The organism is Actinoplanes sp. TFC3, assembly GCF_001553785.1.
Lineage (GTDB): Bacteria > Actinomycetota > Actinomycetes > Mycobacteriales > Micromonosporaceae > Actinoplanes.
This window is the reverse complement of the sequence record NZ_LOJP01000001.1, coordinates 36,934-51,734: the sequence shown is the minus strand read 5'-3', so window position 1 is coordinate 51,734 and position 14,801 is coordinate 36,934. Positions and strand designations below refer to the sequence as shown.

General features: G+C 66.3%; 9 protein-coding genes. 1 reads left to right on the top strand and 8 read right to left on the bottom strand.

Annotation, left to right across the window (positions count from 1 at the left end; translation table 11 throughout):
• Positions 1-83 precede the first annotated feature (83 nt).
• The 3 genes from TFC3_RS00180 to gyrB all read right to left on the bottom strand — a co-directional run bounded on the left by TFC3_RS00180 (position 84) and on the right by gyrB (position 5,556).
• The gene (locus TFC3_RS00180; protein ID WP_067493913.1) at positions 84-950 is read right to left on the bottom strand and encodes a DUF3566 domain-containing protein; all 867 of its coding nucleotides are present in this window, start codon (positions 948-950) and stop codon (positions 84-86) included.
• A gap of 3 nt (positions 951-953) precedes the next feature.
• Entirely contained in the window at positions 954-3,464 is a 2,511-nt protein-coding gene (gene gyrA, locus TFC3_RS00175; protein ID WP_067493910.1) for a DNA gyrase subunit A, read from the bottom strand.
• A 139-nt stretch (positions 3,465-3,603) separates the two neighbouring features.
• The gene (gene gyrB, locus TFC3_RS00170; protein WP_067493907.1) at positions 3,604-5,556 is read right to left on the bottom strand and encodes a DNA topoisomerase (ATP-hydrolyzing) subunit B; all 1,953 of its coding nucleotides are present in this window, start codon (positions 5,554-5,556) and stop codon (positions 3,604-3,606) included.
• A 580-nt stretch (positions 5,557-6,136) separates the two neighbouring features.
• Here gyrB and TFC3_RS00165 point away from each other — a divergent pair.
• A complete protein-coding gene (locus tag TFC3_RS00165; protein WP_067493904.1) occupies positions 6,137-6,703 on the top strand; it encodes a hypothetical protein in 567 nt (188 codons plus the stop codon).
• Between the two features lie 7 nt (positions 6,704-6,710).
• Here the strand turns inward: TFC3_RS00165 and TFC3_RS00160 are convergent, their stop codons facing one another.
• The 5 genes from TFC3_RS00160 to dnaA all read right to left on the bottom strand — a co-directional run bounded on the left by TFC3_RS00160 (position 6,711) and on the right by dnaA (position 14,640).
• Entirely contained in the window at positions 6,711-7,211 is a 501-nt protein-coding gene (locus tag TFC3_RS00160) for a DciA family protein (protein ID WP_153040043.1), read from the bottom strand.
• Between the two features lie 55 nt (positions 7,212-7,266).
• A complete protein-coding gene (gene recF / locus TFC3_RS00155; protein ID WP_067493897.1) occupies positions 7,267-8,394 on the bottom strand; it encodes a DNA replication/repair protein RecF in 1,128 nt (375 codons plus the stop codon).
• Positions 8,395-8,397: 3 nt separating this feature from the next.
• On the bottom strand, positions 8,398-9,270 hold the full coding sequence (gene gnd / locus TFC3_RS00150) for a phosphogluconate dehydrogenase (NAD(+)-dependent, decarboxylating) (protein ID WP_067493894.1): 873 nt from the start codon (positions 9,268-9,270) through the stop codon (positions 8,398-8,400).
• Positions 9,271-9,308: 38 nt separating this feature from the next.
• Positions 9,309-10,442: a DNA polymerase III subunit beta gene (dnaN, locus tag TFC3_RS00145; RefSeq protein WP_067493892.1), complete on the bottom strand. Its 1,134-nt coding sequence runs from the start codon at positions 10,440-10,442 to the stop codon at positions 9,309-9,311.
• A 2,398-nt stretch (positions 10,443-12,840) separates the two neighbouring features.
• Positions 12,841-14,640 carry a chromosomal replication initiator protein DnaA gene (gene dnaA, locus TFC3_RS00140; RefSeq protein ID WP_369819659.1) on the bottom strand — a complete coding sequence of 600 codons (1,800 nt, stop codon included), beginning with the start codon at positions 14,638-14,640 and terminating at the stop codon, positions 12,841-12,843.
• Between the last annotated feature and the right edge of the window lie 161 nt (positions 14,641-14,801).

The following is a 14,801-nucleotide window of genomic DNA, read 5'->3' as shown; positions in this document are numbered from 1 at the left end:
CGGCCATCCCCTGCGAAACGGAACCTGGACCCGGACAGCACGAAACCGGGCCCGCTCGGCAAGCGGGCCCGGTCCGGCATATGTCAGTCCCGTTCGGCGAGCGTCAGTTCGACGCCGCCGACCAGGTCGGCGCAGACGTTGTAGATGAAGGCGCCGAGGGTGGCCAGGGCGGTGAACAGGACCACATTGACCGCGCCGATCAACATCGAGGTGCCGATGACTCCCCAGGCGGTGATCCGGAAACCGCCGCCGGTGTTGCCGTCGGTGCCTCCCGACGCGTTCACCAGCGACTGCAGGCTGGTGTTGACCTCGCCCCAGACGCCCATGGCGTCCAGGGCCAGGTAGAGCACCGAGGTGGCGACGACCACCACGATGAACAGGACCACGGAGACGGCGAAGGCAAACTTCATCACGGACCACGGGTCGATCCGCTTGAGGTTCAGCCGGGCGCGCCGCGGGCCGCGGGCAGCGGCCGACGACACCGTCGAGCGCGCCGAGCGGACCGCCTCGGACACCCGAGCGGCGCCCACGGCAGCGGCACCGGCGGCCGGGGCCGACCCGGACGGGCGCTTGGGGGCGTCACCGGGCCGCTGCGGGGCCGTGGCGGGCTTGGCCGGAGGCGGGGTCACGGTACGCCCGACCGGCGCACCTTGAGGACCCGTTCCTCCGCTCTTACCCTTGGTGACGATCGGCACGGTGGCCGACCCCTTTGCGACCGAGGGGCCGCCCGGCCGTTTGCCATCGGCCTGGCTCTCGGTGTCGGCGGCGGGTTCACCCGGCGGCGGGGCCATGCCCGGGGCGCGGGTGAACTTCGGCGGGGACGGGGCTTCCGCGGGGACCGACGCGCGGCCGGCCTCGCGCCCGGTCGATGCGGCGCCGTCCTTCTTCGGCTCCTCATCGACGGGACTGGCCGAAGCCCCCGCCCCCGACTTCGCCTGTGTCTCCGGCATCAACTAGTCCTGTTCGTCAGGCTCGTCGGCATTGCGAGCAAGCGCCACGATGGTTACACCTTCTGGGAGGTCCATCAGCTTGACCCCCATTGTGTTCCGATCCCGCGTGCGCCGTACAGGCTTCACGGGAGTCCGGATGACACCACCATTGCTGGTGATGGCAAACAGTTCATCCTCCGGGTCGATGACAAGCGCTCCGACCAGGCCACCGCGACGCTCGGTGATCTTCGCGGTCAGCACGCCCTTACCGCCCCGCCCCTGCACGGGGTACTCCTCGATCGGCGTCCGTTTGGCATACCCGCCGTTGGTCGCGACCAAAACGTCAAGGCCCTCGCGGACCACTTCCATCGCCAGCAGCTCGTCGGCCTCGCCGAAGCGCATGCCGATCACCCCGGAGGTCGCCCGGCCCATCGGGCGCAGCGCCTCGTCGGTCGCGTTGAACCGGATGGCCTGCGCCTTCTTCGAGACCAGGAGCAAGTCGTTCTCCGGTGCTGCCAGCGTGGCGCCCACCAACTCGTCATCCTCCCGCAGGTTGATGGCGATGATGCCACCGCTGCGGTTGGAGTCAAATTCGGTGAGCCGGGTCTTCTTCACGAGGCCATTCTTAGTGGCGAGCACAAGGTAGGGCTCGACCTCGTAGTTCGGGATCTGGATGACCTGGGCGATGTGCTCGTCCGGCTGGAAGGCGAGCAGGTTGGCGACGTGCTGACCCTTGGCCGTACGGGCAGCTTCCGGAAGTTCGTATGCCTTGGCCCGGTAGACCCTGCCCTTGTTTGTGAAGAACAGGATCCAGGAGTGCGTCGAGATGACGAAGAAGTGGCTGACGATGTCGTCCTGACGCAGAGTTGCGCCGCTCACGCCCTTGCCACCGCGCTTCTGGGAGCGGTACAGGTCGACCTTCGTACGCTTGGCATAACCCGTTCGTGTGATGGTCACCACAACGTCTTCGCGGGCGATGAGGTCCTCCATCGAGACCTCCCCGTCGAACGGGATGATCTGGGTCTTGCGCTCGTCGCCGAAGCGGCTGACGATCTCGGCCAGCTCCTCCGAGACGATCGCCCGCTGCCGCTCGGGCTTGGCGAGGATGTCCTTGAGGTCGGCGATCTCGATCTCGATCTTGCCCAGCTCGTCGATGATCTTCTGGCGTTCGAGGGCAGCCAGCCGGCGTAGCTGCATGTCGAGGATCGCTGTGGCCTGAATCTCATCCACGTCGAGCAGTTGCATCAGGCCCTGGCGGGAGTCCTCGACGGTGGGCGAGCGCCGGATCAGGGCGATCACCTCGTCGAGCATGTCCAGCGCCTTGACCAGGCCGCGCAGGATGTGAGCGCGCTCCTCGGCCTTGCGCAGCCGGAACGCCGTACGCCTGCGGATGACCTCGATCTGGTGATCGACGTAGTAGGTGATGAACTGCGCGAGGTTGAGCGTGCGCGGCACCCCGTCGACCAGCGCCAGCATGTTGGCGCCGAACGTCTCCTGCAGCTGGGTGTGCTTGTAGAGGTTGTTGAGGACAACCTTGGCGATGGCGTCGCGCTTCAGGACCAGGATCAGCCGCATACCGGTACGACCGGAGGACTCGTCTCGGATGTCGGCGATGCCGGTAAGCTTGCCCTCCTTGATCAACTCCGCTACCCGCTCGGCGAGGTTGTCGGGGTTGACCTGGTAGGGCAGCTCGGTGACGACCAGGCACGGCCGGCCCCGGGCGTCCTCCTCGACCTCGACCACCGCGCGCATCCGGATCGATCCGCGACCGGTGCGGTAGGCATCCTGGATCGCCTGCTGACCGACGATCAGGCCCTTGGTCGGGAAGTCGGGGCCCTTGACGATCTCCAGCAGGGCATCGAGCGTCGTCGCCTCGTCGGCCTCGGGGTTGTCGAGGCGCCACTGCACGGCGGCGGCAATCTCGCGCAGGTTGTGCGGCGGGATCTTGGTGGCCATGCCGACGGCGATGCCCTCGGAGCCGTTGACGAGCAGGTTGGGGAACCGCGCCGGCAGGATCGTGGGCTCCTTGGCCCGGCCGTCGTAGTTGTCCTGCATATCGACGGTGTCCTCGTCGATGTCCCGCAGCATCTCCATGGCGAGCGGCGAGAGCTTCGACTCGGTGTAGCGCATGGCGGCCGGCGGGTCGTTACCGGCCGAGCCGAAGTTGCCGTTGCCGTCGATCAGCGGGTAGCGCAGCGACCACGGCTGCCCCATACGCACGAGCGCGTCGTAGATCGACGAGTCACCGTGCGGGTGGTAGTTGCCCATCACGTCGCCGACGACGCGGGCGCACTTGACGTACCCGCGGTCGGGGCGGAAGCCCGAGTCGTACATCGCGTAGAGGATCTTGCGGTGCACCGGCTTGAGACCGTCGCGCACGTCCGGCAGGGCACGCCCGACGATGACGCTCATCGCGTAGTCGAGGTACGAGCGCTGCATCTCGACTTCGAGGCCGACCGGCTCGACGCGCTGGCCGACACCGCCGCCGGTCGCGTCCTGCGGCTCCTCGGCGGGGTTCTCGGGGATATCCGTCACAGTTAACCCTTACTCGCGGGCCAAACCCGACATTCGGGCACTAACGCCGCATCTCGCTGTGGATAACGCTGTGGAAAGCAGTGGAACGCTGTGCATAACCCGAGGTGAGCGGCTTCCTGAGACGCCGCTCACCTCGGACTCAGATGTCCAGGAAACGAACGTCCTTGGCGTTGCGCTGGATGAAGGAGCGCCGCGCCTCGACGTCCTCGCCCATCAGCACACTGAACAGCTCGTCCGCGACGGCCGCATCGTCGAGCGTGACCTGGCGCAGGGTGCGGGTGGACGGGTCCATCGTCGTGTCCCACAGCTCGTGGAAGTTCATCTCGCCGAGACCCTTGAACCGCTGGATGTCGTCCGGCTTGGCATTCGCCTTCTTCTGCTGGCGCAGGGCGATCAGGCCGTCACGTTCGCGGTCGGAGTAGGCGTACTGGGCGTCGTCGCCGCGCTTGTTCCACTTGATCTTGTAAAGCGGCGGGGCAGCCAGGTAGACGTGCCCGACCTCGACCAGCGGCCGCATGAAGCGGAACAGCAGGGTCAGCAGCAGCGTCTGGATGTGCTGGCCGTCGACGTCGGCGTCGGCCATCAGCACGATCTTGTGATAGCGCAGCTTGGCGATGTCGAAGTCGTCGTGGATGCCGGTGCCGAGCGCGGTGATCAGCGCCTGGACCTCGTTGTTCTTGAGCACCCGGTCGATGCGGGCCTTCTCCACGTTGAGGATCTTGCCGCGGATCGGCAGGATCGCCTGGATCTGGCTGTCGCGGCCCTGCTTGGCCGAGCCGCCGGCCGAGTCACCCTCGACGATGAACAGCTCCGACACCCGTGGGTCGGTGGACTGGCAGTCGGCCAGCTTGCCCGGCATCGAGCCGGACTCCAGCAGCGACTTGCGCCGGGCCAGCTTGCGCGCCTGTTGCGCGGCGATGCGCGCCCGGGCGGCCTGCGACGCCTTGGTGATGATCGTCTTGGCCTCGGCCGGGTTGCGGTCGAACCAGTCGGCGATGCGCTCGTTGGCGATCTTCTGCACGAAGCTCTTCATGCTGGTGTTGCCGAGCTTGGTCTTGGTCTGACCCTCGAACTGCGGGTTGGCCAGGGTGACCGAGATGATCGCGGCTAGCCCCTCGCGGATGTCCTCGCCGGAAAGCTTCTCGTCGCTCTTGAGGAATTTCTTCTCGGCGCCGTACCGGTTGATCGTGTTGGTCAGCGCGGCGCGGAAGCCCTCTTCGTGGGTGCCACCCTCGTGGGTGTTGATGCGGTTGGCGAAGGTGTAGACCGACTCGCCATACGACTCGTTCCACTGCATCGCGATCTCGATGGCCATGCCCTCCTCGGGCGAGTCGGCCTCGAACTCGATAACGGACTTGTGCACCGGGTTCTTCGTGTTGTTCAGGTGCCGTACGAAGTCGGCGATGCCGTTCTCGTACATGAAAGTGACTTCCCGGGCCTTGCCCTCCTCGTCGGCGGACTCGGGGCGCTGGTCGGTGAAGTTGATGGTCAGCCCCTTGTTGAGGAACGCCATCTCCTGCAGCCGCCGGTAGATCGTCTGGAAGTCGAACTCGACGGTCTCGAAGATCCCCGCGTCTGGCCAGAACTGCACCGTAGAACCGGTGGTCGTGGTGGTCTCGCCCTTCTCCAGCGGCGAGGGCTTGCTAGCGGTGTACTTCTGCCGCCAGACGAAGCCCGCTTTGTGAATTTCGACGGCCATCTTCGTGGAGAGAGCGTTGACGACCGAGACACCCACGCCGTGCAGACCGCCGGAGACCGCGTACGCCTTGCCGTCGAACTTTCCACCGGCGTGCAGCACGGTCAGGGCAACCTCGACACCCGGCTTCTTCAGCTTCGGGTGCAGGTCGACCGGGAAGCCACGGCCGTTGTCGGTGACCGAAACGCCGCCGTCGGCCAGCAAGACCACGTCGATGGTGTCGCAGTAGCCCGCGAGCGCCTCGTCCACCGCGTTGTCCACAACCTCCCAGACCAGGTGGTGCAGACCACGCTCGCCGGTGGAGCCGATGTACATACCGGGACGCTTGCGGACCGCCTCGAGGCCTTCGAGCACGGTGATGGATTCCGCACCGTATTCCTGCTTGTTCTCTGCCACCCTCGGCCACTTTCTCGCACCGGTCCCCGCAAAGGTCCCGGTCACGGGGTTGTCGGGCGGCCGGCGGACGGCAGGCGCGCAGGACTCTGGCCACAGATGAGCGAGCCGCGGGAAAGGAGGCGGACCACCGGTGGAGCCGAGCGCGCCGGTCGCCGCGGTCGTCCCGCGGATCGTGATCGGCTGGGAAATGCGTAGCGTGACGACAACTGCCGGTGCCACTTCAAGGGCATCGACGCGCAGCCACGGAACCAACTTTCCCGGTCTCCGTCGATTCTACTCCGTCGAAGCGAGTTATCGAGGGTCCGGCACCCTCGTGCGGGCACCTCAGACTGCCATACAGCCGAGAAGGGTCGCTCCCACGAGTCCCCCTACACGGATTGCGGACCGTCCGCAACGGCGAACCATCGGGAGGGTGGCTGTCGCAGCGCGCCTTCCACCGCCCGGCACAACGCACTGCGACACTGCTCCGCGACGACCGCAGCACCGCGACACTGGCTCGCGGCCACGCACGGCAGTGTCGTAACCTCGCCCGCGCGGGCCGGAGGTTGCAGCCGGCAGGTCGAGAAAGGGTGACGCCCTCATGGCTCACGACAAGGGACTGGACAACGTGGCTGTGCACTGGCCGCGGACCAACCGGTTCTACGACCCGGTGGCCCCGGCGGAGTTCGTCGACTTCGGTGCCGTCGCGGACCGGCCGGAGATCGCCGCACCCACCGGTGCCCTCGCGCTGCACATCGCCAAGACCGGCACCGTGCGCGCCACCGCCTACACCGAGCTGGTCGACCTGCTGCTCGGACTCGAAGGTGTGCTCTACGCCACTGACGCCGCGGCCGAGGACGAGGACCCGGTGATCGACCCGGACGGCTGCGCCTGGATCGCTGGCGGCCTGGAACGCTTCGTCGAGGGCCATACGCCGTACGGCGACCTGGTCACCTTTGACAGCGTCGCCGAGGTGATGCGGGCCGCGGTGGCCAACGGGCGCCTCGTCGAGCAGCAACTGCGCTGGCTGGACCACCGGCTCACCGCCCTGCGCGACGACGCGGGAAACGCTCCGCACTGGAGTTTTGCCCGCACCGAGCTTGCCGTGCTGTCGGGCTTCTACCGCCGCTGCGCCGACCGGGGCTTCGCCGTCTACGCCGACTACTAGACCGTGCTCAGCCGTACGTGTCCCGCGGTCCGCGCCCCTGCACCCTTCGCGGTCCCCGGTTCCACGACGGTGCTGCCGGGCCGTGAATGTTGAGTTTCGTCACGACGTTGTGGCCCACCTCGGCCGCGATGCTCTTGAGCAGCTTCGCGGCGAGCAGCCGTAGCTGGGTCGCCCAAGCGGTGGATTCCGCCTCGACCGTCAGCACGCCGCCTTCAAGCTTGACCGGGTTGCTGTGCTTGGCGATGTCCGCGCCGACGACCTTCTCCCACGCGCCGAACACGGTCGCCTCGGCCGCCGGCTTCTGCCAGCCGCGCTGGCGCATGATGCGTTCGAGCACCGCGCCGAACAACTGCGGGTCGCGGGGGTCGGGGCCCGGACCGGAATAGCCGCGCAGGCGTTTTTCGGAGCCTTCGGCGCTTCCGGTACGACGCCTGGGCTGCTGCTGAGCCGCCCGGCGCTTGGCGAGAGCGGCGTCCAGAACCGCGCGGGCCAGCTCCGGACCGGCCACCTGTTGATCATCCGATGGCCCTGCCGGCGCCGCTGACGGCTTTTCGGAGCTGTCCTCAGACACGGGTCACCGTTCCTGGTCCGACGTCGTAGCGGGCGCCCTGGAGGCTTGCCGGGACATCTTCCGGCACGGCGCAGGTCACCAGCAACTGTGCCGCGTCGGCGACCAGGGCGGCCAGCCGTTCGCGCCGCCCGGCATCAAGCTCGGCGAACACATCGTCCAAGATCAAGACAGGTTCGATTCCATCGGTACGGAGCAAGTCGTACGCCGCCAGCCGCAGCGCCAGCGCAAACGACCACGATTCGCCGTGGCTCGCGTACCCCTTCGCCGGCAGTTCTCCGAGCGCGAGGGTCAGATCATCGCGATGCGGGCCGACCAGCGTGACGCCACGCTCGGTCTCCGCCTGACGGCGCTCCTCCAGCGACGCCAGCAGCGCCTTCTCCAGCTCGGCACGGTCCGGCGTCAGCGTGTCACCGAGACGCGACGCATACGCGACAGAGGCGGACCGGCGACCGGCGGCGACCGCGTCATAAGCCTTCGTGACGTGCGGGGCAAGCGCCGCGACCAGCTCCAACCGGCCGGCCAGCAGTTCGGCGCCGTGATGCGCCAGGTGCTGGTCCCAGACGGCAAGCGTCGACAGGTCCTGGCCACGGTTTCCGCCGACCTTGCGGGTCAGATATGCGGTACGGAGCAGAGCATTGCGTTGCTTGATGACCCGGTCGTAGTCGGCTCGTACCCCGGCGTAGCGAGGCTGGCGGGCAACCAGCAGGTCATCGAGGTAACGGCGGCGTTCGGAGGGGTCGCCGCGGACCAGTTCAAGATCCTCCGGAGCGAACAGGACCATGCGCAGAGCACCCAGGATCTCGCGCGACCGTCGTACGGGCGACCGGTTGAGCCTTGCCCGGTTTGCCTTGCCTGGAACGATTTCCAGCTCCACCAGCAGCTCGCGTCCATCGTGGACGACAGCGCAGCGGATCACCGCCGCAGCGGCACCGGCCCGGACCAGCGGCGCATCCGTGGCCACCCGGTGACTGTCCAAGGTGGCCACATACCCGAGGGCTTCGATCAGGTTCGTCTTGCCCATGCCGTTCTGGCCGACCAGCACGGCAACGCCCGGGTCGAGATCAACCGCCACCCGCTCGTAGGAACGAAAGTCGGTGAGCTCGACCCGGCGCACGTACATGGATCAGCGCTTGACGGCGTGGCCGCCGAACTGGTTGCGCAGCGCGGCGATCGCCTTCATGGCCGGCGAGTCCTCCTGCCGCGACTGGAAGCGCGCAAACAACGACGCAGCGATCGCGTTGGCCGGCACGGCGAGGCGCACGGCCTCGTCGACGGTCCAGCGACCCTCGCCGGTGTCCTCGGCGTAGCCCCGGATGTTGGCCAGCTCGGGGTCCTCGTCCAGGGCCCGGTCGAGCAGGTCGAGCAGCCAGGACTTGACGACGCTGCCCTCGCGCCAGCTCTTGATGACCGCCGGCACGTTGTCGACCAGTTCGGCCGCCTTGAGGATCTCGTAACCCTCGGCGTACGCCTGCATCATCGCGTACTCGATGCCGTTGTGGATCATCTTCGAGTAGTGACCCGCGCCGACCTTGCCGGCGTGCGCGAAGCCGAACTCCCCGGCCGGCTTGAGGGCGTCGAAGATGGGCTGCGCCTTGGCGACGTGCTCGGCGTCACCGCCGACCATCAGGGCGTACCCGTTGGTGGCACCCCAGACGCCGCCGGACACGCCACAGTCCAGGTAGCCGATGCCCTGAGCGGCGAGACGCTCGGCTCGCGGGCCGTCGTCGGTGAACTTGGAGTTGCCGCCATCGATGATTACGTCGCCGTCCGACAGCAGGCCGGCCAGCTCCGTGATGGTGTCCTCGGTGATCTTGCCAGCCGGGACCATGGTCCATACGACGCGAGGCGCGGCCAGCTTCTCGACCAGTTCCGCCAGGTTCGCAACGTCAGAGACTTCCGGGTGGTGGTCGTAACCGACCACCTCGTGGCCGGCGGCGCGCAGACGGTCGCGCATGTTGCCGCCCATCCGGCCGAGCCCGATAAGGCCGAGCTGCATGGTGTTCCCCCTAGATGAGTGTTTCTTCAAGCCCAGTATCAGCGAGTTACCCGAATAGGCATGATCAGATAGCGGTATCCGGGCTTGATTTCGCCGTCTTCATCTGCGGGGGAGATCACAGCGGGCTTGAAAGCGTCGACAAATGAGAGTACGGCGGTCGGCGCACCCAGGTTCTGCAAACCGTCGATCAGGTACTGCGGGTTGAACCCGATGGTCAGCGGCTCGCCGGTGAAGGTGGTTTCCATGGCCTCGCTGGCCCGGGCCTCCTCGGTGCCACCGGCCTCCACGACCAGCCCGTCCTCGCTGAAGCTGAGCAGCACGGGAGTGGTGCGCTCGGCGACCAGAGCCACCCGACGGACGACCTCAACCAAGCCGGCCACGCTCACGTTCGCCTGTGAGTTGTGCGACGCCGGGAAGATCGAGCGCACCGGCGGGTAGTTGGCGCCGTCCAGCAGCCGGCTGGTCGTACGCCGAGCTCCTCCGGCGAAGCCGACCATGCCCTCGCCCGCATTGCCCTGCGAGAGCGCCAGCGTGACCGCGCCACCCACCGGTCCCATGGCCTTGGCGGTGTCGTTGAGGGTCTTCGCCGGGATCAACGCGTTCAAGCTGATCTCCGAGTCGTCCGGGGACCACTCCAGCTCGCGCATGGCCAGCCGGTAGCGGTCGGTGGCAAGCATGGTCATCGTCGAGCCGTCAAGCTCGACGCGGACCCCGGTGAGCATCGGCAGCGTCTCATCACGCCCGGCCGCAATGGCTACCTGGGCGACAGCGACGGCGAACGCCTGAGCCTCGACGGTGCCGGCGCTGGACGGCATGTCCGGTAGAGTCGGGTAATCCTCCACCGGCATCACCGGAAGAGTGAACCGGGCGCTGCCGCACACCAGCTCCAGATGCGACCCGACCGCGGCGATGTCCACCGGCTTGGCCGGCAGCGCCTTGGTGATCTCGGCCAGCAGGCGCCCGGAAACCAGAGCAGCACCGTCGGCGTCCGCCTGAACTTCCACACTGACCTGGCTCGAGACCTCGTAGTCGAAGCCGGAGACCTGCAGCTTGCCATCGGTCACGCGGAGCATGACGCCCGCAAGAACCGGCACCGACGGGCGGCTGGGAAGGCTCTTGGCCGTCCACGCCACGGCGTCGGCGAGTACGTCTCGCTCCACCCGGAACTTCATGCCATGCCCTCCGCAGTCGCTTTTCGTGACTTCTAGCTTGGTGCTTCCTCGGCCCTGGCGCTTACTCGGCCTTGGTGCTTCTAGGCCCTGGTGCTTCTATGCCTCTGGTGCTACTCGGCCTTGGTGCTTACTCGGCTGCCCGTGGTGGGCTGCTTCGCTTGGCCGCTTGCTTTCGCTCGGTCCTTACTCGCTTGGCTGGCGCCGGCTGCTTTCGCAAGCCCGCTTTGCACAACCTCGCCGAGCCGCAAGTCCCAGCAGGCCATTCTGACCTGTCGAGCCCCTCGGCTGACAGCCCCGTTCGTGGTTCCTCATGCCGTTCAACCCGCAACGGCTGATCAAGTCACTGGGTCAGTCCTGCTCAACCGGGTCGCTCAACCTACCGGGTAGCGCAAACTGCTGGTTGACGATGGTGGTGCCCTCTGAACTCTATGGCGAGGGGTCGCACGGCCTCTTCCCGACCCCTGGCTGTTTGTCGACGGCTGCGGTCTCTCGCGCTTGTGGTGGTTCTTGCTGCCTTGCGTGGGTCGGCTGGTGCCAGCTCTTGAAGACTTGCTGCTTCGCCGGTCTTACCTGCTCGCCGATCTTGCTGGCTCTTCGGGCTCTTGATGGCCCCTTGGGCTTTGCTGGTTCCGTGGCTTCTAGAAGTTCCTTGGCTCCTGCAGGTGTCTAGCTCTGGACTTCCTTCGCTCCTGCTGCTGAGAAGTTTCGAACCAGGGGTGGATCGGACCGCAAGCGGCTCATCCACACCATCCACAGCCCTGACTATTGATCTTCAAATTTTCCGAGAGAGATAACAGTCGTAATCATCGGTCCTGTGCATACTGTGGATAACTCGAGTTTTCGCAGGTCAACGAGTTATCCACCGGTGATTCACATGTGGGTAACCGGGGTACAAACCCCGGCCGGTGTCCACAGCCGTTCTCTCCACACCGGTTATCCACCGTTGTCCACTGGTTATCCACCGGATAGTCACAGGGTTTGTCCCCCGCCCTGGGGATAACGGCGGGACGATACAGCTACGTTCTCCCCAGATCCTTCAACAGGAAATCCACAGGCACCCACAGCCTGGGGACAATTTTGTAACCGACGGTGATTGTCCACATCGGTTTCCACAGCCTCTCTCCACATCTGTGGGTAGTCAAGCGTAAAGTTGTCCACCGCTGGGGATAACTTCCTGTGGATGCCTGTGGACGAGTGTGGATAACGTTGGCACGAAACCGTCCCGTCCTACCGTTGACAAACCCCTAGTCGCATGCATAGGCCCTCAGGCTTCTCGCGATGATCGCCGCCGCAAGCCTGTGGGTCAACCTGTGGATAACCAGTGGACAAGTTTGTGTTTCCGCAGCTCAACACGCCTGTTACCGCCAACCGGGGCCGTAGTTGCCCACAGAGCGCTTCTGGGCCCTCACCGCGTAGCCCCCGGTCCCGGAGTCAGCTTTTAGTGGCCGCTCGTCCATGCCGAAAGCCTGCAGACCGCTTCGACGCCGACGACCACCCTGACGAGCAGCGCCAGGTTCCGCGGTGACCGAACTAAGCCTCGATGCGTGGGTGGAACGGCGGACTCACTGCCGAGCTAAGCCCAGTCCACTCGGCTCAGGCGCTTATCTTCGGCGGCGCCATGGGCTCGATGCTGTCGGTGGCGGCAGCGTTCCGCCGGCTGCGAGGCAACGCGGGCTCAGCCCACTTGGCCCAGGCTGCGGCTAGCGTTCCGCCGGCGGCAGGGCAACGCGGGCTCAGCCGGCTCAGGTCGGGGCAGTGCTGCATCGGCAGCATGGGTGCGCAGGTTTCATCAGCCGGAGAGCCGTGGTCTGCGGGCGCCGATCCGGCGTGACACGAGCGGTGCAGAAACCCGCCAACAGAAAACGGTGGACACCCGCATCCGCTTAGGCGTGCGCAACTGGTGGCGAGAACTTCCAGCAGCAGCCTGAGTGGCGGCAGAGACAGCAGCCTCAGGTAGAGGCAGAGATAGGAGTCGAAGTATTGGTTCACCGATCCGACCGACTGCACAACCTGGCCGGTGGGGAAGGACACTGGTCGTAGCCACTGAGATCCCGCTCCGCAGCAGGGCCGGGATAGTGCCGGCCCGGCTACCTCCTACTCACGTTGGCGACAACCGTGTCTTCGACTGGGAGCAGTTGCGGCAAGAGGAAGGCAAAGGCCAGCGACGTAAAGCGCGGCTGGACCCGAAGCCAACAGGTGCAAGCCCGTAGCGCTCCAGAACCACTAGTAATAGAGCCAGCAACTAGGCCTGGCCGGCCGACCACCTCGACAATCGGAGGTCAGCACCAAATGTCCATGCCCACGTCATCCGGTGGACAGCCCACCCACGACCAAGCCCGTTATCACCCCTGAAGGCGACAAGCGACAGGCGGGAGCTGTGGGCGTACCGGATGAAGGGTTAGGTGTTCTGTTTGATGCGGTTTGTTAGTTCGGCTATTTGGTTGTAGAGGGAGCGGCGCTCGGCCATGTGCTGGCGGATTTTACGGTCGGCGTGCATGACTGTGGTGTGGTCGCGGCCGCCGAATGCTTGGCCGATCCGGGGCAGGGATAGGTCTGTCAGCTCGCGGCAGAGGTACATCGCTACTTGGCGGGCGTTGACCAGGACTCGGGAGCGGGAATGGCCGCGCAGGTCTTCGAGGCTCACGCCGAAGTAGTCCGCGGTGGAGACCATGATCTGGTCGGCGGTGATCTCGGGGCCGGCGCCGTCGGGCATGAAGTCGCGCAGGACCTCTTCGGCCAGGGAAAGCTGCACGGAGGAACGGGTCAGGCTGGCGAACGCGGTGACGCGGATGAGGGCGCCTTCGAGTTCACGAATCGAGTTGGAGACCCGGCTTGCGATGAATTCGAGCACGTCATCGGGGGCGTACATGCGTTCCTGAGCGGCCTTTTTCTGCAGGATCGCGATGCGGGTTTCGAGGTCGGGGGGCTGGATGTCGGCCAGCAGGCCCCATTCGAAACGGGTGCGCATGCGGTCCTCGAGCGTGGCCAGCTGGCGCGGAGAACGGTCCGAGCTGATGACGATCTGCTTGTTCGCGTTGTGCAGGGTGTTGAACGTGTGGAAGAACTCTTCCTGGGTGCGCTCGCGGTTCTCCAGGAACTGGATGTCGTCAATCAACAGGATGTCGACATCGCGGTAGCGGCGCTGGAAAGCCTGCGTCTTGTCGTCGCGCAGGCTGTTGATGAAGTCGTTTGTGAATTCCTCGGTCGATACATACCGGACGCTGCGAGCGTGCCCGAGGGTCGTGGCGTAGTGGCCGATGGCGTGCAGCAGGTGAGTTTTCCCCAGCCCGGAGCTGCCGTAGATGAACAGCGGGTTGTACGCCTTCGCTGGGGATTCCGCGACCGCGACCGCCGCCGCGTGGGCGAAACGGTTTGACGAGCCGATGACGAACGTCTCGAACATGTACTTCGGGTTGAGACGATTGCCGTCATTACCGCCCGGCCTGGCACTGGCGGGCTGACTTCCCAGCGGCGAACGGCCGGGACCGTTGTCGCCGCCGTGACGCATCTGCATCGTGTCGTCGCGCCGATCCGGTACGGCCATCGCCGGCCGTTCCTCGGAGCGGCGCTGATTTTCGCGCAGGTGGGCCGGCTCGTTGGCCATCCGGTGCCCGGGAGCGTCGTTCTGGCCATCCGGGTAGTGCTGAAGCTGCCGGGGCGCCTCGATTTTCGGCTTTTCCTCGGCGACGGTGCTTTTGGCCGGCTCGGGCTGACCCATGGGTAGCGGCGCGGCGAAAAGAGCCTCCTGAGCGTCGCGCGCTACGGGCACGCCAGGGGCGAACGGCACCTGAGCCGAGCCGGTGGGTCCGTCGTCGAACACGCTCGCTGACGGCTGTGGATAACGATCCAGATACGGCGGGGGTTGAGGGTCCGCATAGTGGGCCGGCGGTTGCGTGGGCGACTCGGGTGGCGGGGTCCCGTACACGGTACCGGGGCGTCCCGAACCGTCCTCGGGTGGCCGTACCGTCACAGCTACCTGAATCGGACGGCCCAGACGGCGCGACAAAGCCTCAGTGATCGCCAGCCGCAGCCGCGACTCGATCACATCGCGGGTGTACGTGTCGGGCACGGACAGCAAGGCCGTGTCTTCGACGATGGCGCGCAGACGCGTCAGCCGCAGGTACGCACGCTGCTGGGCGGACGCAATCTCATCCGCCAGTTCGTCCGTAGCCGCAGCCCAGACCCCGCCAAGGTCCACCGTGTCGGCCACCGCCGCGCCACCCCCATCGCCACCGGAAATCCCCGGAGGCCTTGTTCGGCTTCCGCCCTTGCCGCTATGCCACCCGCACGGGCGACAGACCAGCTTCCCCTCGATCCAGCACTTCGAACGTGCTGAACCCACATGGCGGCACCGGCTTG

Coding starts and splice junctions, on each gene's coding strand:
- TFC3_RS00165 (WP_067493904.1), top strand. CDS start 6,137: ATGGCTCACGACAAGGGACTGGACAACGTGGCTGTGCACTGGCCGCGG.
- TFC3_RS00180 (WP_067493913.1), bottom strand. CDS start 950: ATGCCGGAGACACAGGCGAAGTCGGGGGCGGGGGCTTCGGCCAGTCCC.
- recF (WP_067493897.1), bottom strand. CDS start 8,394: ATGTACGTGCGCCGGGTCGAGCTCACCGACTTTCGTTCCTACGAGCGG.
- dnaN (WP_067493892.1), bottom strand. CDS start 10,442: ATGAAGTTCCGGGTGGAGCGAGACGTACTCGCCGACGCCGTGGCGTGG.
- gnd (WP_067493894.1), bottom strand. CDS start 9,270: ATGCAGCTCGGCCTTATCGGGCTCGGCCGGATGGGCGGCAACATGCGC.